General features: G+C 63.8%; 26 protein-coding genes and 1 pseudogene. 20 read left to right on the top strand and 7 right to left on the bottom strand.

The annotated features are described in order from the left end of the window. Window positions 1-9: 9 nt before the first annotated feature. Both ACZXDY_RS16385 and ACZXDY_RS16380 read right to left on the bottom strand, forming a co-directional pair. A pseudogene (locus ACZXDY_RS16385) lies at window positions 10-258 on the bottom strand (IS5/IS1182 family transposase); the annotation flags it as partial. A gap of 129 nt (window positions 259-387) precedes the next feature. Continuing rightward, on the bottom strand, window positions 388-1,302 hold the full coding sequence (locus tag ACZXDY_RS16380) for a LysR family transcriptional regulator (protein WP_028166480.1): 915 nt from the start codon (window positions 1,300-1,302) through the stop codon (window positions 388-390). A 62-nt stretch (window positions 1,303-1,364) separates the two neighbouring features. Here ACZXDY_RS16380 and ACZXDY_RS16375 point away from each other — a divergent pair, with 62 nt between their 5' ends. The 3 genes from ACZXDY_RS16375 (at window position 1,365) to ACZXDY_RS16365 (ending at window position 3,775) form a co-directional block, all read left to right on the top strand. After that, window positions 1,365-2,486 carry a polysaccharide deacetylase family protein gene (locus ACZXDY_RS16375; protein ID WP_464346199.1) on the top strand — a complete coding sequence of 374 codons (1,122 nt, stop codon included), beginning with the start codon at window positions 1,365-1,367 and terminating at the stop codon, window positions 2,484-2,486. Between the two features lie 76 nt (window positions 2,487-2,562). After that, window positions 2,563-3,342 (top strand): MBL fold metallo-hydrolase, encoded by a 780-nt coding sequence (locus ACZXDY_RS16370; protein WP_464346198.1) that lies wholly within the window; start codon window positions 2,563-2,565, stop codon window positions 3,340-3,342. Window positions 3,343-3,556: 214 nt separating this feature from the next. Next, complete coding sequence (locus tag ACZXDY_RS16365; RefSeq protein WP_464346197.1) at window positions 3,557-3,775, top strand: hypothetical protein; 219 nt, start codon at window positions 3,557-3,559, stop codon at window positions 3,773-3,775. 154 nt (window positions 3,776-3,929) lie between these two features. Here the strand turns inward: ACZXDY_RS16365 and ACZXDY_RS16360 are convergent, their stop codons facing one another. The 4 genes from ACZXDY_RS16360 to ACZXDY_RS16345 form a co-directional block, all read right to left on the bottom strand. Beyond that, the gene (locus ACZXDY_RS16360) at window positions 3,930-4,214 is read right to left on the bottom strand and encodes a DUF2158 domain-containing protein (protein ID WP_464346196.1); all 285 of its coding nucleotides are present in this window, start codon (window positions 4,212-4,214) and stop codon (window positions 3,930-3,932) included. Between the two features lie 110 nt (window positions 4,215-4,324). Continuing rightward, window positions 4,325-5,239 (bottom strand): RNA polymerase factor sigma-32, encoded by a 915-nt coding sequence (locus tag ACZXDY_RS16355; RefSeq protein ID WP_464346195.1) that lies wholly within the window; start codon window positions 5,237-5,239, stop codon window positions 4,325-4,327. A gap of 561 nt (window positions 5,240-5,800) precedes the next feature. Next, window positions 5,801-7,168: a PQQ-dependent sugar dehydrogenase gene (locus ACZXDY_RS16350; protein ID WP_028164567.1), complete on the bottom strand. Its 1,368-nt coding sequence runs from the start codon at window positions 7,166-7,168 to the stop codon at window positions 5,801-5,803. After that, complete coding sequence (locus ACZXDY_RS16345; protein ID WP_245287327.1) at window positions 7,165-7,635, bottom strand: DUF2231 domain-containing protein; 471 nt, start codon at window positions 7,633-7,635, stop codon at window positions 7,165-7,167. Before ACZXDY_RS16345 ends, ACZXDY_RS16350 begins: the two co-directional genes overlap by 4 nt. Window positions 7,636-8,244: 609 nt before the next feature. Between ACZXDY_RS16345 and ACZXDY_RS16340 the strand changes: the two genes are divergently transcribed. Continuing rightward, on the top strand, window positions 8,245-8,844 hold the full coding sequence (locus tag ACZXDY_RS16340; RefSeq protein ID WP_464346194.1) for an STN domain-containing protein: 600 nt from the start codon (window positions 8,245-8,247) through the stop codon (window positions 8,842-8,844). Between the two features lie 274 nt (window positions 8,845-9,118). After that, a complete protein-coding gene (locus tag ACZXDY_RS16335; RefSeq protein ID WP_464346193.1) occupies window positions 9,119-9,673 on the top strand; it encodes an RNA polymerase sigma factor in 555 nt (184 codons plus the stop codon). 41 nt (window positions 9,674-9,714) lie between these two features. Here the strand turns inward: ACZXDY_RS16335 and ACZXDY_RS16330 are convergent, their stop codons facing one another. Then, window positions 9,715-9,894 carry a hypothetical protein gene (locus ACZXDY_RS16330; RefSeq protein ID WP_464346192.1) on the bottom strand — a complete coding sequence of 60 codons (180 nt, stop codon included), beginning with the start codon at window positions 9,892-9,894 and terminating at the stop codon, window positions 9,715-9,717. A gap of 172 nt (window positions 9,895-10,066) precedes the next feature. Between ACZXDY_RS16330 and ACZXDY_RS16325 the strand changes: the two genes are divergently transcribed. The 15 genes from ACZXDY_RS16325 to ACZXDY_RS16255 all read left to right on the top strand — a co-directional run bounded on the left by ACZXDY_RS16325 (window position 10,067) and on the right by ACZXDY_RS16255 (window position 24,429). Further along, window positions 10,067-11,065, top strand: coding sequence for a FecR family protein (locus ACZXDY_RS16325; protein ID WP_464346191.1), 999 nt, complete (start codon window positions 10,067-10,069; stop codon window positions 11,063-11,065). A 180-nt stretch (window positions 11,066-11,245) separates the two neighbouring features. Then, window positions 11,246-12,049: a S1 family peptidase gene (locus ACZXDY_RS16320; RefSeq protein ID WP_464346190.1), complete on the top strand. Its 804-nt coding sequence runs from the start codon at window positions 11,246-11,248 to the stop codon at window positions 12,047-12,049. A 19-nt stretch (window positions 12,050-12,068) separates the two neighbouring features. Continuing rightward, a complete protein-coding gene (locus tag ACZXDY_RS16315; protein WP_464346189.1) occupies window positions 12,069-12,506 on the top strand; it encodes a hypothetical protein in 438 nt (145 codons plus the stop codon). 231 nt (window positions 12,507-12,737) lie between these two features. Next, a complete protein-coding gene (locus ACZXDY_RS16310) occupies window positions 12,738-14,477 on the top strand; it encodes a ShlB/FhaC/HecB family hemolysin secretion/activation protein (protein WP_464346188.1) in 1,740 nt (579 codons plus the stop codon). Next, a complete protein-coding gene (locus ACZXDY_RS16305; RefSeq protein ID WP_464346187.1) occupies window positions 14,477-16,498 on the top strand; it encodes a DUF2341 domain-containing protein in 2,022 nt (673 codons plus the stop codon). The genes ACZXDY_RS16310 and ACZXDY_RS16305 overlap by 1 nt, the downstream gene beginning before the upstream one ends. A 6-nt stretch (window positions 16,499-16,504) precedes the next feature. Then, window positions 16,505-16,909, top strand: a complete 405-nt coding sequence (locus tag ACZXDY_RS16300; RefSeq protein ID WP_027584694.1) for an ExbD/TolR family protein — start codon at window positions 16,505-16,507, stop codon at window positions 16,907-16,909. 167 nt (window positions 16,910-17,076) lie between these two features. After that, window positions 17,077-17,409, top strand: coding sequence for a hypothetical protein (locus ACZXDY_RS16295; RefSeq protein WP_051396804.1), 333 nt, complete (start codon window positions 17,077-17,079; stop codon window positions 17,407-17,409). Beyond that, entirely contained in the window at window positions 17,406-18,143 is a 738-nt protein-coding gene (locus ACZXDY_RS16290; protein WP_464346186.1) for a TonB C-terminal domain-containing protein, read from the top strand. The genes ACZXDY_RS16295 and ACZXDY_RS16290 overlap by 4 nt, the downstream gene beginning before the upstream one ends. 47 nt (window positions 18,144-18,190) lie before the next feature. After that, a complete protein-coding gene (locus ACZXDY_RS16285) occupies window positions 18,191-20,068 on the top strand; it encodes a putative porin (RefSeq protein ID WP_464346185.1) in 1,878 nt (625 codons plus the stop codon). Between the two features lie 2 nt (window positions 20,069-20,070). Continuing rightward, window positions 20,071-20,670: a hypothetical protein gene (locus tag ACZXDY_RS16280; RefSeq protein ID WP_464346184.1), complete on the top strand. Its 600-nt coding sequence runs from the start codon at window positions 20,071-20,073 to the stop codon at window positions 20,668-20,670. Further along, window positions 20,667-21,725 carry a peptidylprolyl isomerase gene (locus tag ACZXDY_RS16275; protein WP_464346183.1) on the top strand — a complete coding sequence of 353 codons (1,059 nt, stop codon included), beginning with the start codon at window positions 20,667-20,669 and terminating at the stop codon, window positions 21,723-21,725. The genes ACZXDY_RS16280 and ACZXDY_RS16275 overlap by 4 nt, the downstream gene beginning before the upstream one ends. Window positions 21,726-21,742: 17 nt before the next feature. Next, on the top strand, window positions 21,743-22,561 hold the full coding sequence (locus ACZXDY_RS16270) for a hypothetical protein (protein ID WP_464346182.1): 819 nt from the start codon (window positions 21,743-21,745) through the stop codon (window positions 22,559-22,561). Window positions 22,562-22,597: 36 nt separating this feature from the next. Beyond that, window positions 22,598-23,134 (top strand): YbjN domain-containing protein, encoded by a 537-nt coding sequence (locus ACZXDY_RS16265; RefSeq protein ID WP_455997749.1) that lies wholly within the window; start codon window positions 22,598-22,600, stop codon window positions 23,132-23,134. A 51-nt stretch (window positions 23,135-23,185) separates the two neighbouring features. Then, on the top strand, window positions 23,186-23,644 hold the full coding sequence (locus ACZXDY_RS16260; protein ID WP_464346181.1) for a hypothetical protein: 459 nt from the start codon (window positions 23,186-23,188) through the stop codon (window positions 23,642-23,644). Between the two features lie 47 nt (window positions 23,645-23,691). Further along, on the top strand, window positions 23,692-24,429 hold the full coding sequence (locus tag ACZXDY_RS16255) for a transglycosylase SLT domain-containing protein (protein WP_464346180.1): 738 nt from the start codon (window positions 23,692-23,694) through the stop codon (window positions 24,427-24,429). Window positions 24,430-24,552 lie beyond the last annotated feature (123 nt).

The raw sequence follows: 24,552 nt of genomic DNA, 5'->3' as shown, positions 1-24,552 counted from the left end.
CCGGCCGATTTCCACATTAAGGCGCAGCCATAGCCTGATTGACTCGAGTTGAACGAAGGCAAGGTAGTTGGCAGCGAGCCTGTCGTAACGCGTCGCCACCCGACGAGATTGTTTGATCCTGTTGAAGAACCGCTCGACCTGGTTGCGAGCGCGGTAGAGATAGGGGCTGAAGCAGATCGGATCGCTGCGCTTGCTTTTCGGCGGGATGTTGGCCCACGCGCCCTTCTTCATGGCAAGCTCTCTGATCCAGTCCGCGTCATTAACCTGCCGACAACCCCTGTTGAATCCGTCGAAAATGACCCACAACGGACATCGTGGCCGCAGAAAAATCACGCAAAGGAGTCGAGGTTCCTCACGAGTGACCCGAGGTCACGGATACCGGCGATTTCAATTTCCTTCCCAGGGAAAGTCCCGCTCCATTTCATGAACTCGCTCCGCGATAAACTCGGCGAAGGCACGAGCTGACGCCTTGGCGGCGCGCCCAGCCGGCAAAATCACGTTGATGTCGGCCGAACCAACTTCCCAGTCTGGCAAGATCCTGACGAGTGCTCCCGACCGCAGCTCAGCCCGAACGCTTCCCTGGCTGGTCGAACAGATACCCAAGCCTGCAACTGCAGCGGCAGACGCTGTTTCCGTCGCGCTGATAACAAATCGTCCTTGGATGCGAACTGAAACAGCCTTTCTGGCTTTACGAAACGACCATGCCTCTGAAGACCCACCCGCAGGTCCCACAATGAGCGTGTGCTTGGTGATCTCAGCCGGCACGGAAGGAGCACCAGCTCGCGCCAGGTACGACGGGGCGGCGACGAGAACCCGGTGAAGAGTGCCAATCTTGCGCGCCACAGCGGTGCTGTCATCGAGGGAGCCTATCCTGACGGCCACGTCCACGGAATCTTCGATGAGGTTGTGCCGAGCATCGTCGAGCGAAAATTCCATGCGCAGCTTCGGATGCCGATCGCTAAACTTGGCGAGCTTTGGCATGATCGTACGAGAAGCGAAGGACGGAGACGCCGCCACTCTCAGGGTGCCGCGCAACTCACCGGTGCCCCGTGCAGCATGATCGGCTTCATCGAGCGCTGCGAGGATCGCCTCGCACCGAGCGAGATAATCCGCGCCGGCTTCCGTGAGCGTCACAGCCCGCGTGCTGCGCAGCAACAATGCGACGCCGATTTGCTTCTCCAGCGCCGCCACGATCCTGGACGCGGTCGGCTGCGTAATCCCGATCTCGCGCGCTGCCACGGAGAAACTGCCGCTCCGTGCGACCCGCACGAACAGCCGCATTGAGGTGAAGCGATCATTCATACAGATCTCGTATTTAAGAAAGTCATTTTTTTAGACTACTCCGAATGTTTGCATGAGCCAAATTGTTCACGGTAGCCACGGCTGATAGAGCCAGAAGCAGTTCGCCGACTCCATCAAGGCCCTGGTGGGCCTCGACGATCCGTAGGCGTAATGACTTGCGACGCGTCAGCACTTCTGATCCCGGATTTGGAGGGTCCATCATGAACCGCCGCGAATTTCTGACCTCCACCGGTGCCTCGGCTGCTGCAATGACGCTGAATGTAACGGTCGAAGGAAAGGAGGCGACAATGACAGACAATTCCCCGCTCTGGCCCAATGGCGCGCGTCTCGCGATCAGCATTTCCTTAATGTACGAAGGCGGCGGTCAGCCCCTCTCCGGCGCTCCTGGCGTGATCCCCGAACCGATCAAGGACGGCTTGCCGGACATGCCGACTAACGGCGTGTTCCAGTACGGCATCTACGAGGGCACGCCGCGTTTGCTCAACCTGTTCGACAAGCACGGCATCAAGGTCACCGCCTTCATGATCGGGCAAGCCGTCGACAAGGATCCCGCTTTGGCACAAGAGGTCGTGCGTCGCGGACACGAAGCGGCCGCCCACGGCCGCACCTGGTCGGCGAGCTATGATCTGAGCCCGGCTGATGAGCGGCAGTTCATCATCGACAACATGAACAGCATCGAGCGCGCGACCGGCCAGATGCCGAAGGGATGGAGCGCCTATTGGGTACGCAATAGCCCGCACACACTCGATATCCTAAAAGAGCTGGGTTTCACCTACTATTTGGACGAAGCCAGTATGGACGAGCCGTTCATTCTGCCAGTCAGGGGCGGCGATTTCGTCACAGTGCCTTACACCTTCCATTTGAACGACATCGTGTCTTATCCATTCGAGGGCTATAACCCGGCTGCCTATGAGCAGTCGCTCAAGGACGAATTCGATCAGCTTTATGAGGAAGGGGCCAGTCGCCGTCGGATGATGGTGATGGCGGTCCATGACCGCCTTTCCGGTCACGCCAATCGCGTGCGCGCCCTTGATCGCTTTTTCACATACGCAAAGAGCAAGCCAGCCGTCTGGTTTGCCCGTAAGGACGAGATCGCGAATTGGGCGCTGAAGACGCGCGACAAGACCCCGTATCTCGATCGTGGTCCTGTGCAGAAGACCGGTCTTTCGGGGCCGTCGGCCTGATGGAGTGCACGGCTTGGCCGAAGGTTACCGCCGTGTGTGACATTCGGCCGGACAGCGCGATCGACCAGGAGTGGCCATGACTGCCTCGAATATGACGCTGACCTTGATCGGCGGCCCGACTGTCCTCATTCAGATTGACGACATTCGCCTGCTGACGGATCCGACGTTTGACCCGCCCGGGCAGTATCAGGGACCACATAGCCCTGTGAAGCACCTTAAGACCGCAGGGCCCGCCCTTTCGACCGAGCAGATAGGCAGGCTCGACGCCGTGTTGCTGAGTCACGACCATCATTTCGACAATCTCGACAACTCTGGCCGCGCTCTTCTGCCCAGCATCGGTGTGACCTACACGACAAAGTCGGGGGCGCAGCGTCTCGGCGGAAGTGTCGTCGGCCTGAGGCCGTTCGAGACGCGCTCGCTCGAGGTGGGTCGCAGCACGAAGCTGTTCGTGACGGCGACACCGGCACGCCATGGACCGATCGGGGTCGACGCTGGCGACGTGGTTGGATTTGCCCTCGGGGTTAATGAGCCGGGTGATCTCATCTACATCACCGGCGATACTCTCTGGTTCGATGGCACCGCGGACGTTGCGCGCCGCTTCTCTCCAAAGGTTGTCGTGCTGTACACCGGTGCCGCGGAGCCGCGAGGGCGTTTCCGCATGACAATGGGTAGCGAGGATGCTTTGGAAGCCGCGCACGCGTTTCCGAATTCGAGACTGGTCTCGGTTCACAACGAAGGTTGGGGCCACTTGCGGGAGAGCCAGGAACAACTCGCCGATGTCTTCCGCACGTTCGGTCTGGCAAATCGCCTGACTCGAATCGAAAAGGGCATGCCACTCGAGTTCGCAGTAGCTTGACAGGAGGCCGAAATAGCCCGAGGCACGCTCTCCACTCGTCATTGCGAGGGGCGAAGCGACGAAACAGTCCAGAGCCTTTCCGCGGAACGATTCTGGATTGTTTCCGCGAAGCCTCTCATCGGGCTGCGCTTTGGAGCGCGGGCTCGCGCCTGCCTAGGCGAGGAAATAGCAAGGCGTTCGTCGCGATGTTCTCCAGTTCGCCAGCGAACACGGTATGCTGTTCTATCCGAAGTTTGACAGTGCGCGGGGACGACTCGCAGCCCAATGTGCGAAGGAGCGGATTTCATCCAAACTCAGCCGGACTCGATGCGGTCGTGATGAGGATACTGCCGAACGTGGCGGAATTGATCCATCGCTCGGGCCGCTGAGCGGCCGATTCACCAGCGGCGACAAGGATAATCCTTCATTGTCGCCGATGGGCGAGATGAAATAGTACCGAGCCATTTCGGGGTTTGGCCGATCGCGACATATTGCGCTGCCGCACGAACTCGGCCGCTATAGGGGCAAAGCGGACATTGCGTTCGTCGCATCACGCCGCAGGGTTTGTGGGTACACGGCGTAATCCGCCCCACGATGTCTGTTTGGCATCAGAATTTTCGGAGGACCTGGACGGGGAAGGTCGCGTTGTTGGTCTGGCCGCTGCCGTCGGTCCAGAAGCAATCGACCTGATCGTCCTTGACCGTGTCCACCGTCATCAATGAGCCGCCTGAGCGCAGGCGGACAAGATCGCCGGGGCGAAATTCGGGCGTGGCGCGGCCGGCGGTCGAGATGCCCTGTGAAGCCGGAGCGGCAAATGCTTGAGCGAAGAAAGGTGCATTGAGTGAGAGGATCAAACCGGCACCGATCGAGAAGCGCTTCATCATCGCGAGCATGTCGCAGCCTCCGTGTCTTGCAGGGGGACAAGGTGAGATCCTCAGTCCGCCTCTAGGGCATTGAGCATGATCTTTTCGGAAAACCGGTATCCACTTTTCCGGATCATGCTCTAAATCTGCATTTCGTATTCCGCGCGTACCCGTTCATGACCCGACTCGTTCCTCTGCAGGCGGTCGCGTTGCGTGGGCGGCGGCACGCTCGTCGTGCCATCAGGCGTCAATCGATCGGTCCTCAGATAGCCGACCGCTGCGCGCTTCACTTTTTCAAAGGCGTGGTTCTCGATCTGCCGCACGCGCTCGGGCGAAATGTCCATCCGGCTCGCGAGTTCTGCCAGCGTGGGCGGGTTGTCGGTGAGGCGCCGCGCCTCGAAGACCTGTCGCTCCCGCGGTGTCAGCACCTTGAGCGCGGCTGAGAGTGCGGTCGTCTGCTGGGTCGTCTCGTCCCGCTCCGCCAGTATCACTTCGGCGTCAGGGGAATTATCGACCAGCATCGTCTCCCATTCCGCCGTTTGTCCATCGTCGTCCATCGGCTTGTTCAGGGAAAAATCGCCGCGCAGCCGGCCGTCCATCTCGATCACGTCGGCAGCGGTGACGCCCAGGTGCTCGGCGACCACATTGGCAATTTCCGGCGTGAGCGAGGTCTGGTTGTTCGAGACTTTCCTGATTTCGCTCCTGAGGCGGAAGAACAGTTTTTTCTGAGCGGCGGTGGTGCCGATCTTGACGAGCGACCAGGAGCGCAGGATGTATTCGTGAATGCTCGCCTTGATCCACCATAATGCGTAGGTCGAAAACCGCGAGCCACGGTCCGGCTCGAAGCGTTGCGCGGCAACGACCAGACCGACATTGGCTTCGGCGATGATATCGGGGAGCGGGAGACCATATCCGCGATAATGCCGCGCTACCTTGGCTGCAAGCCTGAGATGACTTTTGACGAGCGCATGCAGCGCGGCCTGATCGCCGAGTTCATGCCAACGGCGTGCAAATTGCTGTTCCTGTTCTGCGTCCAATAGAGAGTATTGTTCCATTGTAAAGGTTCCTATCTGCGCCCGACGCTTTGCGTCGAGTGCTGGTCGAGGCCCGCGCTATGTCGAGGCAGTACGATCATTAGGGGCAGGCGTTGCATCGGTCTTTCGAGAGCGACGGTTTTTGCTGAAACGCACATTTCAGATCACTTCGGTCGAAGCCCGGAGTTTGTGTCGTGCCGAGGTCGAAGCCGGTCGGGGCCGGTAACGTGCACTGAGCTGTTCATGGCGATCACGCTCTCGCTTCGAGTTAGCTGCGAGCTGAACGTAGGCCAGGCGTGGTCGGCGGGGCCACTAAACAGGCGTTTAATGAGTTCACGTCCGATTGAGAGGATGCTGCTTACAAATCGGTGAGCTTGCTGTGCTCGCAGGCAAGCGAGTTCACGCCGCGGTTATTTGTGAAGCGCAGGTTGGTCGAGGAGGGGTGGCGGCCGTGCGAATTCGCAAATGCGTGCAATCTCGCTCTTGCCATTGCTCGCGGGCCGCGCGCTATTCCGATGATGGCGGAGCCGGACGTCGCGAACGACGCCCGGCTCTGCCTTGCTCCTTGGGCTCCTCTAGCGCTTATGTGTCCGACTTGGTTTGGGCCGCTGGGCTCGTGGCGGACACCCGCCACACCGTGTTTCCGACATCGTCGGCGATTAGCAGCGCACCCGCCCGATCGATCGCGAGGCCAACCGGCCTGCCGCGCGCGCGATCGTCCGCATTGAGGAATCCCGTGACGACGTCCTGCGCAGGACCGGATGGCTTGCCGCCGCTGAACGGCACGAACACCACCTTGTAGCCGTTGAGCGGGGTTCGATCCCAGCTACCATGCTCGGCGACGAACGCGCCTCCATGATACTGCGCTGGAAGGTTGTTGCCGGTGTACATGGCGAGGCCAAGCGGAGCCACATGAGAACTCAGGGCATAGTCCGGCGCAATCGCCTTGGCCACGAGATCGGGGCGTTGCGGCTCGACGCGCGGATCGAGATGCTGGCCATAATAGCTGTAAGGCCAACCATAGAAGCCGCCATCCTGCACCGAGGTCAGATAGTCCGGCACGAGGTCGGGGCCGATCTCATCGCGTTCGTTGGCGATGGCCCAGAGCTTGCCGGTCTCGGGCTCCCACTGCAGCCCGGTGGGATTGCGCACGCCGCTGGCGAAGATGCGATGGGCGCCGCTCGCGCGGTCGATCTCCCAGATCGCGGCTCTCTCGTACTCGGCCTGGATGCCGTTCTCGGTGATGTTGCTGTTCGAGCCGACACCGACATAGAGCTTTGCGCCGTCGGGGCTCGCGAGCAAGGTCTTGGTCCAGTGATGATCGATAGGCCCGCCGGGAAGATCGGTCAGCTTGGTGCCTGATGCGGTGATGCTGGTTTGTCCATCCTCGTACGGATATCGGACGATCGCATCGGTGTTTGCGACGTAGAGATCGTGGCCGACCAGCGTAACGCCGAATGGTGAGTTGAGGTGGTCGAGGAATACGGTGCGCACATCGGGAATGCCGTCGCCATTGGTGTCGCGCAACAGCGTGATGCGATTTGCATCCTCGGCCTTGGCGCCGGCGAACCATTGCACCCAACCGGTGATGAGATCCTTGGGCCGGAAGACCGGGGCCTTCGGGCCATTGCTTTCGATCACCAACACGTCGCCGTTCGGCAGTACGTAAAGCGATCGCGGATGTTGGAACCCCGTGGCCAATGCACGGACCTGCAACCCTTCCGCCACCTTCGGCGTTTCGTCACCCCACGGAGCTGGCCGCGCAATCCTGATCGGCGGCAGCAGATATTGCTGCACCTCCGGCAAGTACGGATGGGCGCCGATCTGCCTTGCGGGATTCCCGCCGCTGTCGTCACAGCCCGCAAGACTCAAGGCCGCGGCGGCGGCAACAGCCACGGTGGCAAAGCGCGGCAGGTTCGCCGCACGGGCAAGATTGAACAAGCTGGTCATTTGGCTGCTCCTGCGCGATCGCCATAGGTCAAGCCCCAGCCTCCCACCAACAGCGACAGCAGGAGGATCGTGACGAGTCCCGAGAGCGCGAGGCCGGTCGGCACGACAGCGGTGTAACCATCGCGGCTGTGAACGAGGACATTCACGATCGAGAGCAGGATCGCGACGACATAGGTGAGTGCGCGAAACCAGGCCGGCCTCTGCCTGTCGATCAGGAGATCGATCACGGCGGCGATGGCCGCAAGCGCCGCGATCACCAATCCGGCCGCAATCAGCCAGACCGAAAATCTCTCCCACATCACCAGCGCAGTCCGCCAATAAGCGAGATCGGTGACGAAGGCGCCGATCAAATAGGCCACCGAAAACGGGAGCAGCATTTGATGAATCGCATGCCGGCGGGACGCAACCTCCGGCACCGCTTCAGTTTCGACTGTGGAGTTGGTGTAGGCCACCGCGATCTGTGTCATACTTCGATCCTCACCATCGTGTGCAAGTGCGCGGCAGTGCGCCGACGCCTGCTTTGCGAGGCAACTTTCGATCTGTTCGATATGTCGGAGCGCTTCGCAGCTCCCATACATTGCAAATGGGAAAGTGGGCGGCGCTTTCAAAAGCACGCGTTCGAAACTGACGGTAAATCCTCTGTGACCTTAACCGCTGAGCTCGGCCGGCTCGCGAAACCTATCCGAGCTGCTTCCCGCGTCATCGTCTCGAGGCGTGCGCTCGTTCGGCCGCGGCGGTATCGGCTGATGTGCCAAGGTCGGGCAGGTGACGCCGTCAGGCAATCTGTCATATGGTTGACATAGGAAGGTACGATGTGAGGACCGAGGGATGGCGCGACCTCCGGGATCTGCTTGCGCGAAATCGAAGGCCCTTGCGAGGAAGTAGCCGGCGAGACGGCTCAGTTGTCAGTGATGCTAAGTATTGGCCAAATCGCTTCGTCCCGGGCGCAAGTCCGGCAGAGGATGAACTTACCCCGCCTCGGCGCCTGGACCTTGGCGAAGGTCGCGGCGCTACTTGTCATTTTGGTAGGGGTTACCGTCGCATCTGGAAACGAGCGGACGCCGCCGGGCGGGCTCATGACATTCAATATCCCGGCGCAGCCACTGATCGACGCGCTGCAGGCGTACAGCCAGCAGGCCGGCGTCCAGGTGATGTTCGAAACGACCTCGGCAGCCGGCTTCCGTTCGCCGTCGGTCAACGGCGAGTTTACGCCGCAGGCCGCGCTGCTGATGCTCCTGGCCGATACTGACCTGAGGGTTCGCTATAGCCGATCCAACGCCGTGACGCTCGCGCCGGCGTCCGTGCCGGATCCCGACGAGCCGCCCATCCATTCCCCAGTCTCCGCGGACATAACGCTTGGAACGTTACGTGTTCGCGGTACGACCGACGCTCCCGATCGCAATCTGGGAGAATATATCAGCCTCCTGCAATCGGACATTCAGAAGGCGCTCAAGAAGGGCGGGCGGACCAGGCGAGGCGAATATCGGGTCGCGGTCAAACTATGGGTGACGCCGTCCTCGCGAGTCATAGACAGGGCCGAACTCGACGGGTCGACAGGCGACTTTGATCGGGATAGCTCGATCGCCGAGAGCTTGCGTGGCCTGGTGTTGAGCCAGCAGGCGCCGCCCAACATGCCGCTCCCGATCCGCTTCATGATCTCGATCCACGCGCTGTAAGCGACTAATATAAGGGGTTGCCTCAAGCTCCGGCGACATCTTACTCGATGCTGGGGCGATCAAACGATTCTCGGGGCGCAGCCGTTGCAAGGCTTCCGGCTGAATGGCCGCGGTATCTTAATATTCCCGCACCTGTGGTTCGATTGGCGCAATCGCCGACCAGCTTGCGAGTGACTGATGTCCGTCACGCGAGTGTCATCCTCGGTGGATAGGGAAAATAGTGGGACTGACTACGATCTGCGAAACGCAGGGCGTGGCGTCGCGGGGCTGGTAGGTGTCTGATTCGAATAGTAAATCTCTGCGAGAGACAGTCGCAGCTGATTACGAGGGCCTGGCTAGGCGTCTGACGCGTTGCCTTGGCTCCTCGGATTTCGCGCGCGAGGCGCTGCACGAAGCGTTTCTGAGGGTCGATCGAGTATCCGATGCGGTGCCGATTCATAGCCCCGTCGACTATCTGTTTCGTACCGCGCTGAATGTCGCCAAGGATCGGCGCAAAAGCGATCGGCACTTGTTGAACGCCTCGGAAATCGCGGCGATCATGGACGTCATCCCCGACGACCGTCCGGACCCGGCAATGGTGACGGAATCGCGCATCGAGCTGACGGAATTTCAGAAGGCTCTCGCAGAATTGCCCGCCCGGCGGCGCGATGTATTTATCGCGGCCCATCTTGATCATCAGCCCCACCGCGAGATCGCGGATCGGTTTGGCATCAATGTGCGCACGGTCGATTTCGACCTGCAGCATGCCATGGAGCATCTCAGCCGTCGGCTAGGCCGCACCGTTCTCCGGCGCCTCGGGCCGCGTCCAAAGGGGAAGGCCAGCGAGTAGCTTGCATCTTGGCAAGAGACGTGCTTGTCAGGCTGTCTAGATCATAATCCGATTGGACGGATCGGATCATGATCTCGTCTCTTTGTTTGAGCATGATCTTCCTGCGCAAACGCTTCGCGTTTGTCGCGAGGGAAAACCGGCTTCCACTTTTCCGGATCATGCTCCAGCGGCGTTTTTCCAACGCGCACGGTTGAATGCCGGCGCGGATCGCGAATCTTCAAGAAAAATTTTGAAAGATGCACTTTCTATAGCGACAAAGAGCTTGAAAGTGCGGATAGGCTGCATTTTCGATTCAGTCTTCCTTTGCGTCAATCGTCTATAGAGCATGAGGACGCGGTATTTCTGAGTACGCCGAAGTCATTCGGCGGGAGAATCAACAAAGAGCGATTGGCCTTGACCGCAGGCGACGATATTCCTTCCGAGCTTGACCCGCTGCTGCGGCAGGCGCTTGCGTGGGTTATTCGCCTGCACTCCGGGTCGGCGACGTCGGACGATGCTGCCGCTTTGGCGCTTTGGCGGCGGCGCAGCGCTGAGCACGAGGCCGCCTTCCGCGATGCCGTGAGGCTGTGGCGCAGTTTCGGCGAGGCGACGCGCGTGCTCGCAAGCCAAGAGCTTGTGAATGTTGAACGCCGCAGTCCACGCGACGCGCGCGACAGGCTCAGCCGCCGGGCGCTGATCGGGGGCGCGATGGCTGCCGCCGCATCGGTGGCCGCCGGGTACATGGTGGTCCGTCCGCCGATGGGGCTATGGCCGTCGTTCGAGGAACTGTCGGCGGACTATCGGACCGGCAAGGGCGAACGACGCAACATCGCCTTGGCCGACAACGTCTCGCTGACGCTCAACACCCAGACCAGCATCGCCGTGCGATCCGAGCAGGGGGCTCCGCGCATCGAGCTGATTTCGGGCGAGGCCGCCGTCCAGGCGGAGCGCGACGCGCCCGCGCCGCTTATCATTGATGCCGCCGGAGGCCGCGTCACGACGCGTCGCGCCAGTTTCAATGTGAGATGTCTCGATCGTGCCGTCTCGGTGTCGTGCCTTGAAGGCGCCGTCGAAGTCGAATGGAAAGGACAACGCGTCGCCATTTCGGGCGAGCAGCAGATATCCTATTCGGCGGAGATGGGGCTCGGACGCGCCTCGCAGGCGGATCTGGAACAGGCAAATGGCTGGCGAAAGGGTCTTCTGATCGTCCGCGACTGGCCGGTCAATCGTCTGGTCCAAGAGATCAATCGCTACCGGCCGGGCAGGATTGTCGTTATGGACGAGCAGCTTGGGCACCGCATGATTTCGGGCACATTTCATCTCGATCACCTCGACGACTTCATCGCTCAGGCCCACGGCCTGTTCGGCGCCACGGCGCGGACTCTGCCGGGAGGCATCGTGTTGCTGAGCTAGAGCATGATCCGGAAAAGTGGAGACCGGTTTTCCGAAAAGATCATGCTCAAATAAAGAATTAGAGCGGGATGACGATTCGAAGAAAAGTCATCTCGCTCGCGTCTTGAACGGACTCCGCGCCCCGCGACAAATTGTTCGAAAACGGGTCTGCCAGACAAATTGCAGGACAAAGAGGATTCAATGATCAAGCCGCGACATGCGGATGGCATGCACCGGTGTCGCGGGTTGGCCACCGTCATCCGAGGCATCGCGGTCGGTTTCGGACTGCTGGGGTTGACAACGGCGGCCGCCTGGCGCGCCGAGGCTCATGACATCGGCTGGGCGGTTGGGAATTTCGCGCCGCATCAGCAGCGGTCTGAGGTTTCGCCCCTGGCGCGCACGCAGGAGCCTACGGCGCCTAACCGCCAAAAGACCGGCACCGGCTTTTTTGTCGACGACAAGGGCCATATGTTGACCGCCCGTCATGCGGCGGAAGATTGCTCGCGGCTCATTGTCTTCAAGGAAGGCCGGGCGCTCGCGGCGCAGCTCGTGGCCTTGTCGCCCAGCGCGGATATCGCGCTGATCAAGGTGACGAAGACTCTGGGCCTGGCGGCGGTTTTCCCGAATACGGTCGGCGTGAGCACCAACGACATGGTGTTTGCCTCCGCTTACGATAAGCTGGCGACCAACCGCGGCATGTTTGCAAACGCGACCGTGGCGGGAAGCCCAGGCAGCCAGTCGGGTGTGCTGCAGATAGATACGGATGTCACCTTCGGCGCCAGCGGTGCGCCGGTACTGGACAGTCGTGGCCTGGTACAAGGGATCATAAGCCGCAGGACCGGATCGAGCCGTGTGGTCGCGGTGGAGGCAGGGGACGCCAAGAGTTTCCTCGCCTCCAAGGGAGTTCGTGTCGCGGAAGATGACCGATCCCAGATCGTCGCCACGACCTCGCGCGCCAGCCGAGCGGCCTCGATCTCGGCGCGGGTCACGTGTTTGCAGAATTGAGGCGGGACGGATGTGGCAAATGAGTTTGTCCAAGATAGCCGGTTGGGTTGCGGCGACAGCCATCGTGGCGACGTTTTCGCCGACGCTGGTTTCCGCGCCAGCGCGGTCGCAGGAATATCGCGAGGCGAGCAAGGCGCCGCCGCACTGGACTCAATTCGCGAAGCTGGTCAGGTATCGTTTTGAAGACTGGATGGGAGCGGATGACGAGGTCGGCAATCGTTTCCGGGCCTATCTTCGCGAACACCGCGGAAAAGAGGACGGGGCGCCGCAGATGCTCGAGGTGCGCGCCTGGCTCAATCCTGACGGCTCGGTCGAAAAGGTGACCTTCCCTCCGCTCAACAATGCGCAGGCCGACGCTGATCTGCGGAAGATCCTCACGCGGGGCAATGTCGGGGAGGCGCCGCCACCGGAAATGCTGCAGCCCCTGCGCCTGCGCCTGTTGCTGAATCTGAAATAGCATCACGACCGGGACGACGCCGGGAAAGCCCGATGCCGCGTGGTTTGCGCCGCGCGCTTCGCTGGTGATCCGCACGGCGCACGCGCTGTCCGCGAATCGTAAGGCGCGCAAAAATTTCTTAAGACTTTGATTCAGTCTCGTTCCGGCTCGATCGTCTGTTGAAGTGAGGCACCATGAACGCGGCATTCCGCCGTGTCGTCATGTGCGTGCCCAGGAGACGAGCGAGCGCCCGTGCAATCTGAGATCGGTTACAAGCGTGGCGGACCTGCGTCCGCCCGAACGGTGTTGCTCGGCCTGAGGCCTGTCGTGTCGGTGATCGCCGGCGGTCTTTGCGCGCTGACGTGGGGTGAGGCAGGCGCGGCGCCGCAAAGGGCGCCGCAGCCGGCGAATGCGCCCACGGCGCAGCAGCCCGCGAATGCGGACACTGCGGCGGCGCCGGCGCAACGCTTCGACATCGACGATTTCGCGGTGCAGGGCGCCGACAAGCTGCCGCAGATCGAGATCGAGGAGGCGATCTATCCGTTCCTCGGGCCGAACAAGGGCGCCGACGACGTCGAGAAGGCGCGCGCGGCGCTGGAGAAGGCCTATCGCGACAAGGGCTTTCAGACCGTCAGCGTGTCGGTGCCGACGCAGAATGCGCTGCGCGGGGTCGTCATTCTCAAGGTGGCGGAGATGAAGGTCGGGCGGCTGCGGGTGAAGAATTCGCGCTACTTCGATCTCGACCAGATCAAGGACCGGGCGGCCTCGCTGCAAGAGGGCACGCTGCCGAATTTCAACGATGTCACCAAGGACATCGTCGCGCTCAACCAATGGCCGGACCGGCGGGTCACGCCCGCGCTGCGCGCTGGCGTCGCGCCGGGCACGGTGGATGTCGACCTCAATGTCGAGGACAAGGCGCCGCTGCACGGCACCGTCGAGATCAACAACGCCAACTCGCCGAACACCACGCCGGCCCGCCTCATCGCCACCGTGCACTACGACAATCTGTGGCAACTCGGGCATTCCGCCAGCTTCACCTATCAGGTGGCGCCGCAGCGGCCGGGCGATGCCGAGGTGTTCTCGGGGTCGTATCTGGCGCGGATTCCCGACGTCGAATGGCTGAGCTTTCTGCTCTACGGCGTGAAGTCGAGCAGCAACGTCGCCACCGTCGGCGGCACCAACATCGTCGGCCCCGGCGAGATCATCGGCGGCCGCGCGGTGATGACCTTGCCGGGCCGCGAGAACTTCTTCCAGACGCTGTCGGTCGGGGTCGACTACAAGCACTTCGACCAGACCGTGGGGCTCGGCACCGACAGCTTCGCCTCGCCGGTGACCTATTATCCGGTGGTCGCCAGCTACGGCGCGACGTTCCAGAACGAGACCTTCACCACCCAGTTCAACGCCGGCATCACCTACAGCCTGCGGCCGTTCGGCAGCGACTGGACCGAGTTCGACGCCAAGCGCTATTACGCCTCGCCGAGCTTCACGCACTTCAACGTCGACGTCGCGCACACCCAGGAATTGCCGGAGAATTTCCAGCTCTGGGGCAAGGTGCAGGCCCAGGTCGCCGACGGCCCTCTGGTGTCGAGCGAGCAGCTCAGCGCCGGCGGCCTCAACACCGTGCGCGGCTATCTGGAATCCGAAGTGCTCGGCGATGACGGCGTGATCGGCAATCTGGAGCTCCGCAGCCCGGATCTCGGCCCGATGCTGCAGAAGGAGATGAAGGACGAGACCGGCCAGGGCGCGCCGCGTTTCACCACCTTCAACGAGTGGCGGCTGTTCGCCTTTGCCGACGCTGCGCATGTCAGCATCCAGAAGCCGCTGCCGGATCAGCAGTCGGCGTTCAACCTGTGGAGCTACGGCGTCGGCACCCGCTTCAAGGTGTTCAACGCCTTCAATGGCATGTTCGCGCTGTCCGTTCCGATGGTCAGCCAAACCTATACGCGCGCGGGCGACCCGCGCTTCAACGTTCGGCTCTGGGGTGAATTCTGATGATGATGGGATGGGACAAGATGCGGGCCATGGGGAGCGGTGCGAGGCGCGCGGCCGCGAACGCGGCGGCCATGCTGCTGTTGGCCGTGGTGGCGGTGCTGGCGCTGGCGGCGCCGGCGAACGCCTGGTGGAACGATGAATGGCAATTGCGCAAGAAGATCACGATCGATGCCAGCGCCGCCGGGGCCAACATCACCGATCCGATCGGCACGACGCCGGTGCTGGTGCGGCTGCACACCGGCAATTTCCGCTTTGGCTCCGCCAAGGACGACGGCTCCGACCTGCGCTTCGTCGCCGGCGACGACAAGACGCCGCTGAAGTATCACGTCGAGAAATATGACGGGCTGCTCAGCGAGGCGCTGCTCTGGGTCGCGGTGCCGAACCTGCAGCCGGGGGCCAAGGCCGAGATCTGGCTCTACTACGGCAACAAGAAGGCGCTGGCTGCGGCCGACGCCAAGGCGACCTACGACCCCGACACGCTCTTGGTCTATCACTTCAACGAGCGCGGCACGCCGTCGCTGGACTCCTCGGTGTGGGCCAACAACGCCCAGAGCGTCGGCCAGCCGGCGGACGGCGCGCTCATCGGCAATGGCGTGCGGCTGACCGGGCAGAACCCGGTGACGCTGCCGGCCTCGCCGTCGCTGACGCAGGCCGCCGGTGGCGCGTTCACCTGGTCGGCGTGGATCAAGCCGGCGGCGGCGCAGCCGAACGCGGCGCTCTACAGCCGCCGCGATGCGGCGGCCGGCAACGCGCTGGTGATCGGCCTCGACAATGGCGCGCCGTTCGTCGAGGTGACCACGGCCGGCGCCGCGCAGCGCAGCGGCGCCGGGGCGCCGGTCGCACCTGGCACCTGGCATCATCTGGCGGTGGTCGCCAATAACGGCCAGGTGACCTTGATGCTGGACGGCACTCCTTACGCGTCGGTCGCCGCGGCGTTGCCGGCGCTGAACACGGTGGCCCTGATCGGAGGTGACACGTCTGCAACCTCCAGTGCTCCGGTCGCCCAGGCCGCCCCGTCCGCAGCCGCGCAGTCCCCTGCTGCGACGGCTGCGCACGGCAGCGCGGCGCCGGCGGCGGACGATGCCGCCGCCGCGGCGCCGGTCGCGGTCGCGGCGATGGCGGGCTTTGCCGGCGACGTCGACGAACTGCAGATCGCGAAGATCGCGCGGCCGGCCGGCTTCATCAAGTTCGCCGCGGTCGGGCAGGGCCCCGACCAGGCCAAGCTGATCGCCTTCAGCGTCGATGAGGAAACCGGCAGCTGGCTGTCGGGCTACTTCGCGGTGATCCTGAAGTCGGTCACGCTCGACGGCTGGGTGGTGATCGGCCTCCTGGTGATCATGGCGGCCTTGAGCTGGGTGGTGATGGTCGACCGCTCCGGCTATCTGAACCGCCAGGCCAAGGCCAACGCGGTGTTCATGAAGCACTTCCGCGCGGTCGCCGACGACCTCACCATCCTCGACCGCGGCGCGGATGCCGACGTCGCCACCCTCGGCGGCCGGCTGTCGGCGGCCGATGCCAAGGCGATGAAGGCGTCCTCGCTCTACCGCATCTACCACATCGGCGCCGAGGAGATCCGCCACCGCTTCCGGAATGGCGCCGCCCCGGTGCTGTCCGGCGCCTCGATCGCGGCGATCCGCGCCGCGCTCGACAGCGGCGTGGTCAAGGAGATCCAGCGGCTGAACCGGCTGATGGTGATCCTGACCATTGCGATCTCCGGCGGTCCGTTCCTCGGCCTGCTCGGCACCGTGGTCGGCGTCATGATCACCTTCGCGGCGATCGCGGCCTCCGGCGACGTCAACGTCAACGCGATCGCGCCCGGCATCGCGGCGGCGCTGGTCGCCACCGTGGCCGGCCTCGGCGTCGCGATCCCGGCGCTGTTCGGCTACAACTACCTGATCTCCAAGATCAAGGACCTGACCAGCGACATCCAGGTCTTCGTCGACGAGTTCGTGACCAAGATGGCGGAGTTCTATTCCGCCGACCGGCCGGACCCGACCCTGCACCGCATGGCCGCGGAGTAAACGGCGATGCAGCTGCAGAGCGACTCCAAGCCGTATGACGACATCAACATCACCCCGATGTTGGACCTCGCCTACGTGCTGCTGGTGATCTTCATCATCATGACGACGGCGACCGTGCAGGGCCAGAAGGTCAACCTGCCGAAGGCCTCGGCCGCGCCGTCGCTGGCGACGCAGACCACCAAGGCGATCACGGTCGCCAACGACGGCAAGATCTTCCTCGACACCATTCCGGTGACCTTGCCCGAGCTCGAGCAGCGCCTGGTGCAGCAGAAGGCGCTGACGCCGGAGTTCCCCGTGGTGCTGCGCGGCGACGCGCAGGCCCAGTACCAAAGCGTGATGGACGTGCTCGACCTCTTGGGCCGCATCGGCCTCAACCAGGTTGGACTCGCCACCAAACCGCTCGTGAAGTGATGCGATCGTCGATCCCGGTGCCAACGCCTCTTCCTCACACGCCCATTCGGCGCAAACGCGCCTATGAGCGTGCGCTCGATGCGCTGCAGCGAGCGCTCGTCCGGCTGCGGCTGGTCGGGCCGGCTCTCGATAACCTTGCCTCCGATGCCACGAAGGGAGGGGATTGCGTGAGTTCTGTCGTTCTGCCGTTTCCCATTCGGGGCGAAGCGCTTCTGGTCAAGCTGGCGAACGAGCTCCGCGGCCGCGTCACGGCCGGAGAGCTGGAGGATGATCCGTTCCTGGCGACGATCTCGCGCGGCCGCCGGCCGCGCCTGTCGATCGACCGCGACGCCTATGTCGAGTTCAACGCCGAAGACGAAACCTTTCATCTGAAGATAGATGCCGCGCCTGTCCTGGCGCTGACGCTGGAGACGAAGGAATTCACAAGGCTCGTCGAATTCGTCTTTCAGTATTTCGCTGAGCGCGATCGCGGTCTGCGGCAGGTCGAGGTCGTATCGTGAGCAAGCTTCGGGACGATTGGAATCTGCCGGACGAGCCGTCAGATCGTCAGCGCTCTATATTCCGCAGCCCCGGAATGCGCTACGGCGCGGCGCTTGCGGTGATCGCTTTGCTGTTCGGCGGGGCAGGCTACTGGCTGTTCGGCGGGGACGATCTGCCGCCGCCGCGACAGGTCCGCGAGATCACGATCGTCAACATCACGCCGCCACCTCCGCCGCCACCGCCACCTCCGCCGCCCGAGCAGAAGATGATCGAGCAGCCGAAGATGGCCGAACCGGAGTTCAAGGAAGAAAAGCCCATCGAGAAGCCGCGGGACGAGCCGGTCAAGGACGCCAAGAACGACGAGCCGCCGGGGCCGCTGTCGCTTGACGCGCAGGCGACCGGACCGGGCGATCTCTTCAATCTCGGCGGCAAGCCGGGCGGCAGTCCTTACGGCGGTGGGGGCGGCGGTGGCAGCCGTTGGGGCTGGTACGCCTCGATGGTGCAGGCGCAGATCGAATCCGCGCTGCGCGCCAACAACCGAACGCGCAGGGCGGTGATGGAGGTGCAAATCCGCCTGTGGGCCGACAGCACCGGCCGCATCAACCGGGTTCAGCTCGTGCCATCGACCGGCGATGCCGAACTCGACGCGCTGATACGTAACGACATTCTCGGCAGTCTGACGCTGCGCGAACCGCCGCCGAAAGACATGCCGATGCCGATGGTGACGCGCGTGACCGCGCGTCGGCCGAGCTAACGCGACGTTTGTCAAACACAACGGACTACAAGAGGACTGGGGACAACATGTTTGAGATTAATCCAGGTGCACGCCGGCGCACGCTGCTGCTCGCTGTCTCGCTGGCTGCGCTGTCCTGCGTGGCGCCGGCACTTGGCCAGCCCGCGGACGAGGCCGGTGCGCCTGAGAAGAAGCTGGAGTCCAAGCGGCCGAAGGTGTCGGATGCCAAGCCGACCTCGCCGAATACGACGGTCAATCTGCTCAACCTCATGGTGAAGCGGAAGCTGCTGAGCGAGGATGAGGCGCAGTCGCTGATCAAGCAGGCCGAGGACGAAGCCTACGTGTCGCGCCAGGCCTCCAAGGACGCCACCAGCAAGGCGGATGAAGCCGCGAAGGCAGCGACCGCGGCCGCGGCGGCAGCCAATCCGCCCGGCACCCGGCACGTGACCTATGTGCCGGAAATCGTGAAGCGGCAATTGCGCGAGGACATCAAGAAGGAAGTGATGGCAAAGGCCGAGAAGGAGAACTGGGCCTCGCCGGGCGCGTATCCGGAATGGGCGCAGCGCATCCGCTTCTACGGCGACGTCCGCGCTCGTTATATGGGCAGCTTCTTCCCGACCGGCAACGATCCGGGGCTGTACAATTTCAACTCAGTCAACACCGGCTCAGCCTACGACGTCGCCGTCGGCAGCACCAACGCGCCTTTCCCGACGTACAACACCTACCAGAACCGCAACCAGATGCGGCTGCGCGCCCGGCTCGGCATGGATGCCGATCTCACCAACGGCTTCGCGGCGGGCTTGCGGATCGCGACCGGCGAAAGCAACTCGCCGGTCTCGACCAACCAGACGCTGGGCGGCAGCGGCTCGAATTTCTCGAAATATTCGATCTGGCTCGATCGTGCCTTCCTGAAGTATCAGCTCCCGAACCAGGATGTGGTGGCGCAGGTCGGGCGTTTCGACAATCCGTTCTGGTCGCCGACCGATCTGGTCTGGTACCGCGAACTGGGCTTCGACGGCGTCGCCGTGCAGGCCAAGCAGGAAGTGATGCCTGATATCACGGCGTTCGGCGTGGCCGGTGCGTTCCCGATCTTCAACACCGACTTCAATGCCGGTATCAACAACGTGTTGCCGGAGAGTTCGAAGTACGCCAGCCATGACAAATGGCTGTATGGCGCCCAGGGCGGCTTCGCGATGCGGTTCGATCCGGTCAGCGAATTCCGCTTCGGCGTGGCCTATTATGATTTCGAGAACGTGCAGGGACAGGGTTCCGACCTTTGCTACATTCTCGACCGTGCCGACGGCTGCAGCTCGGACCTGTCGCGGCCGTTGTTTGCCCAGAAGGGCAACACCTACTCGGCGTTGCGCAACATCGCATCTGGCACTTGGAATAACTTTGGCCAGCTGAATCAATATCAGTATTTCGGGCTGCTGCAGAAATTCCGCCCGGTGGTCGCCAGCGCATCCCTCGACCTCGGCGAATTCCATCCGTTCCACATCGTGCTCGACGGCGAATTTGTCTGGAACTCAGCGTTCAATCGCGCGCTGACGGTCCCCGGCACCGGGCTTGCGCCTGTGTCCAACGTCCCCGGCATCGCCATCAACAACCGCGCCGGTACCGCGAGCGGGTCGGTGCTTGGCCCGTTCAACGGCGGCGACATGGGCTGGATGGCGCGCGTCACCGTCGGCAACAAGGAGATCAAGCACTTCGCCGACTGGAACGTGCATGTCGGCTACAAATACCTGGAGTCGGACGCGACGCTCGATGCCTTCGCCGATTCCGATTTCGGGCTCGGCGGCACCAACCTCAAGGGCTACTTCCTCGGCGCCAATGTCGGCCTCAGCGAGAACGTGTGGGCCTCGATGCGCTGGCTGAGCGCCAACAGCATCGCCGGCTCGCCCTATGCCGTCGACGTCCTCTTGGTCGATCTCAACGCGAAGTTCTGATCATGAAGATACGCATCCTCACCTTCCTCACGGCGGCCGTCGCGGTGGGTTCGCAGGTCGGACCCGCCCGCGCCGATGCCGAGACCGACCGGCTGCGCGAAGGCCTGCGCAGCGCCACCTTGCAGACCCGGCAACTGGAGGACCAGCGCACGGCGCTGCAGGCCAAGCTGGCGGACGCCGAGCGGGACAAGGCCGCGGCCAAAGCCCAGGTCGACGCCGCCAAGGCGCAGGTCCGCCAGACCGAGAAGCAGCATCGCGAGGCCGTCGACGAGTTCAACAAGCGCCTCGCCGAGCGCGACGAGACCTTGGAGAAATGGAAGTCGGCCTATGAAGAGGCGGCCAATGTCGCGCGCGACAAGGACGCCGCGCGGGCCAAGTTCGAGGGCGAGGCCAACGCCTACAAGGCCGCGACCAAGGGCTGCGTCGCCAAGAACGACCAGATGCTGAAGGCCGGCCGCGAGCTGTTGAAGCAGTACAAGAGCGTCACGATCGGCGACACCATCGTCGCGCATGAGCCGATGCTGGGGCTGCGGCGGGTGGAAATCCAGAACAGGATCCAGGACAGCGGCGACAGGATCCTCGACCAGAAGGCAGAACCATGAACATCTCCTCCCTCCGCGGTGCACCCCTGATGCGATCCTTCCGTGTGTCGATGATGGCAACGGCGCTGGCCGCGCTGCCGCTAACGGCCTTCGCCCAGACGGCGGCCCCGCCGGCGCCGCAGCGTCCGGCGCAGGCCGTCGCCAAGCCGAAGCCCGCGGCCCCCGCCGCCGCGGCTCCGCAGCCGGCGGCGACGACGCAGGGCGCGGCCACCGCCAAGTCTGCTGCCGGCGACGACGTGATCGCCCGGGTCGGCAGCACCAACATCTCGGCCGACCAGATCCGGGCCTATGTCGCCGCGCTCGGGCCGCGCGAGCGCGCCGCGTTCGGGCAGGATCCGAACCTGCTCAGCCAGGCGGTGCGCTTGATGCTCGCCAACCGTCTGGTGCTGCAGGAGGTCGCGGCCAAGAAGTGGGACCAGCAGCCGGCCATCGCCGAGCAGCTCGACCGGGTGCGCGAGAGCGCGGTCGCCGAACTCTATCTGCAGCAGGTCGCGACCCCGCCGGCGAATTTCCCGAGCGAGGACGAGTTGCAGAAGGTCTATGACGCCAACCGGGCCTCGTTCCTGATGCCGCGGCAGTTCGAGCTGGCGCAGATCTTCGTGGCGGTGGCCAAGGACGCCGACAAGGCCGCCGAGGACAAGGCGAAGAAGACCGTCGAGGACATCCAGCGCAAGCTGAAGGCCCCCGGCGCCGACTTCGCCGCGCTCGCCAACGAGACCGGCGAGGTCAAGAATGGCGGCGAGCTTGGCTGGCTGGCCGAGACCCAGATCCGGCCGGAAATCCGCACCCAGGTGATGGCGCTCGCCAAGAACGCGATCGCCGAGCCGATCAAGCTGGACGACGGCTGGCACATCATCAAGCTCACCGACACCAAGGCGTCCTACACAAGGACCTTGCCGGAGGTGCGCGAGGTGCTGGTGCAGCAGATGCGCAGCGAGCGCGCGGCGATGCTGCGGCGGGCCTACCTCGCCGAGCTGCTGAAGCAGAATCCGCCCGTCATCAACGAGCTCGCGCTCTCCAGCCTGATCGGCGGCCCGACGCCGGCGGCGCGGTAATCTGTGCGATGGCCGCCGTGCCGCCCATCGCCGAACCGGCGCCGGACTGGAGGCTGACCGCCGGCGGGCTGCGGACGCTGCTTGCGATGTGCGGCTATCGCGGCGCCGTGCTCGCGACCTGGCGGCGGCATGTGCTGCCGGCCGGGTGCCGGGTCTGCCTGCAGTTCGGCGATCAGCTCGCGCGCGACGGCGACGGCCTGACCCGTGTGGTGATCCGCTGCAGCCTGGAGCTCAACGGCCATGACGCGCGCATCGGCGAGGTGACCTATTGGCAGATCCGCAAGGTGGTGCCGGCCACGGTCGACGGGCAGCGCGTCCATTTCGAGCTCGAAGCCGATCTGTTGCTCGGCACCATGATCCGGTTTGACGACGTGCTGGCGCAGGGGGCGGAGATGCTGCGCCATCTGCGGCTGCTGATCGCGGATGCGCGGCTGACGCTGGCGCATCTGCCGGTCAACGACCGGCTTGGCGAGGAGGCCCGTGCGCCGGTGCTGCGGATCGAGGCCCGCTTCGCCGCTGACCTCGCCGCCGGCCGCTCCGGTCTTGTGGTGCCCGATCCGCAAGACGCCGGCGGGCCGGCCACCGCATCGTCCCGCACCACCACGCGCCATGTCGGCCTCGGCCTCGCCGCCTGCGATTGCCTGACCGACCAGGTGCTGCCCGAATTGGCGCAGGCGGCGCGCGCCCTGATCGCGCAGCAGCGTTCGCCCGGGACGGCGCCATGGCCCTCCCAGGTGCTGCCCGCAAGCGCCGCCTTGATGCCGATGACGCAACGATGGTCGTCGGAACACTGCAACGTCTGCAACACACGCCGGCAGCATTCCGCTGCCATTTGACGATCCGCTCACCCCAAGCCTGTTACGGAGTTTTCCATGTCCGACGCCACGATCACCAAACTGACGCTCGACAGCCTGCGCGAACTGTTTCAGCTCGCCGGCTATCGCGTCGAGACCCTGACCGACCCGGTCGCCAACATCTCCTACCTGCGCTCCGGGACCAATGGGCTTGCGTTCGACGTCCGTCCCGGAAACCGGATCGCCGGCGACGAGCAGAGCTTCATCGACGTCGCCCTCATCGCCGTGTTGCAGGTGCAGGGCGAACTGCCGCTTGACCTGATCAATCGCTGGAATGCGACCCGCCGGTTCGCGCGCCTGCAGCTCAGCCCGCCGTTCCTCGCTCTGTCGCTCGATTTCTCGGTGGCGGGCGGCGTGACGCAGAACAATCTGCGGGCGCAGATCGAAATCTGGGATCACCTGGTGCAGCAGCTCGTGGCCTATCTGCGCGAAGAACTGGCCAATCTGGCAAAGGCCAAGGCGCCGAATGCGCCCGCTGCCAGCACAGCCTTGCAGACGCCTGCGACGGATCGCGATCGCGTCGCCGAGACAGACGTGCCCCACACGGTTCAGTAGCCGCGCCAGATGCGGACGAAGGCCGCTATCCATACCGGCGGAAGCCGCATCTTGTGGCGACGACGAAGCGCGCGCTGGTTCGGCGCAGCGCTCGGCGCGCTTGCCGTCTTGCTCGGGGCCAAGCCAATCTCGGCCAAGGCCGCAACCGACGTGGATGGCAGGCTGAACGCGGACCCAGCGCCGGCGGCTTGGCAGGACTTTGCCAAGCGCCTGCAGCTTCGATTGCAGGAGCGCCTGGCGTCGGAATCGACGCCGGCGCTCCGCTTCCATGACGCGGTCGCAAGGCGCGCATCTGATGCCAGGGCGGCGTCCCCGTCGATTGTCGTGCGCGTATGGGTGATGCCCGATGGCAAAGTCCAGCGCATTGAGCTGGAAGGCCTCGACGACGACGCCTCGCATGATCTGTCCACGCTTCTGATCGGCGATGGCGTTGGCAGCACGCCGCTCGATATGCCGCAGCCGCTGCGCATGCGGCTCTCGTTGCGTCCGAAGACACGCGTGGAGGATTGAACGTGCCGGCACCGGCATCGCAGCGATGGCGCGGCTTGGTGGCGGCAATGGCGGTACTATCCGCCGTGTTCATGACGGCTGCCGGCCGGGCGGAGCCAGCCGCGAACGATGCGAGTTTCGCCGTCCGTTACGCCGCGATCGAGATGCCTGCGGACACGGCTCCCGCACCGGGCCCGCCGTCTGCCGGACCGCTGGCTGGTTCTTCAGCTCCGGCCAAGCCCCAATCGCCGATGAACCGCAGCGACGCGCTGGCCTACTACCGCGCGCTGATCGAGAAGGAGGCCGGGCGGCAGGGACTGGCGCCGGCCATTGCCGAGGCGGTGATGGCGGTGGAGAGCGGTTATAACCCCGGCGCAATCGGCGGTGCCGGCGAAATCGGGTTGATGCAGATCCTGCCGTCGACGGCGCGCATGTTGGGCTTCACGGGAAGCGATGCCGAGCTTGCGATGCCCGAAAACAATATCCGTTACGGGGTGACCTATCTTGCGCAGGCATGGCGTCTTGCCGGTGGCGACCTTTGCACAGCGACGATGAAATATCGCGCGGGCCACGGGGAGACGCGCTTCTCCCATCTCTCGGTCAATTACTGCCTCCGCGCCAAGCTCTTCGCGCGCGGATTTCCCGTCACCGGCAGCGTCCCGGTGGCAACCTTCGGCAAGCCGGCGGGGCTAGGCGGCGGCTGCGGAAAGAAATGTCTTGGCACAGCCGGCATCGGCCGCGTCGATCTCGCAGGGCTCAATACGAGGCTCAATGCGATTGTCATGCAGGTGCGCAGCGGAAGGTGAGGGCGCTGGGCTCGGATGGCGATGAAGCGATAGCGCTACGCGCGTGTTACCCCTGCGAGCGTATTGTTAGCTCGTTAGCCGGCTGCACGCGCCGGCCGGCCGCATTTTTGCCCGGAAACACTT

The organism is Bradyrhizobium sp. LeoB3 (assembly GCF_055456055.1).
Note: the sequence above shows the minus strand (reverse complement) of the source record. Positions and strands in the feature narration are given on the sequence as shown.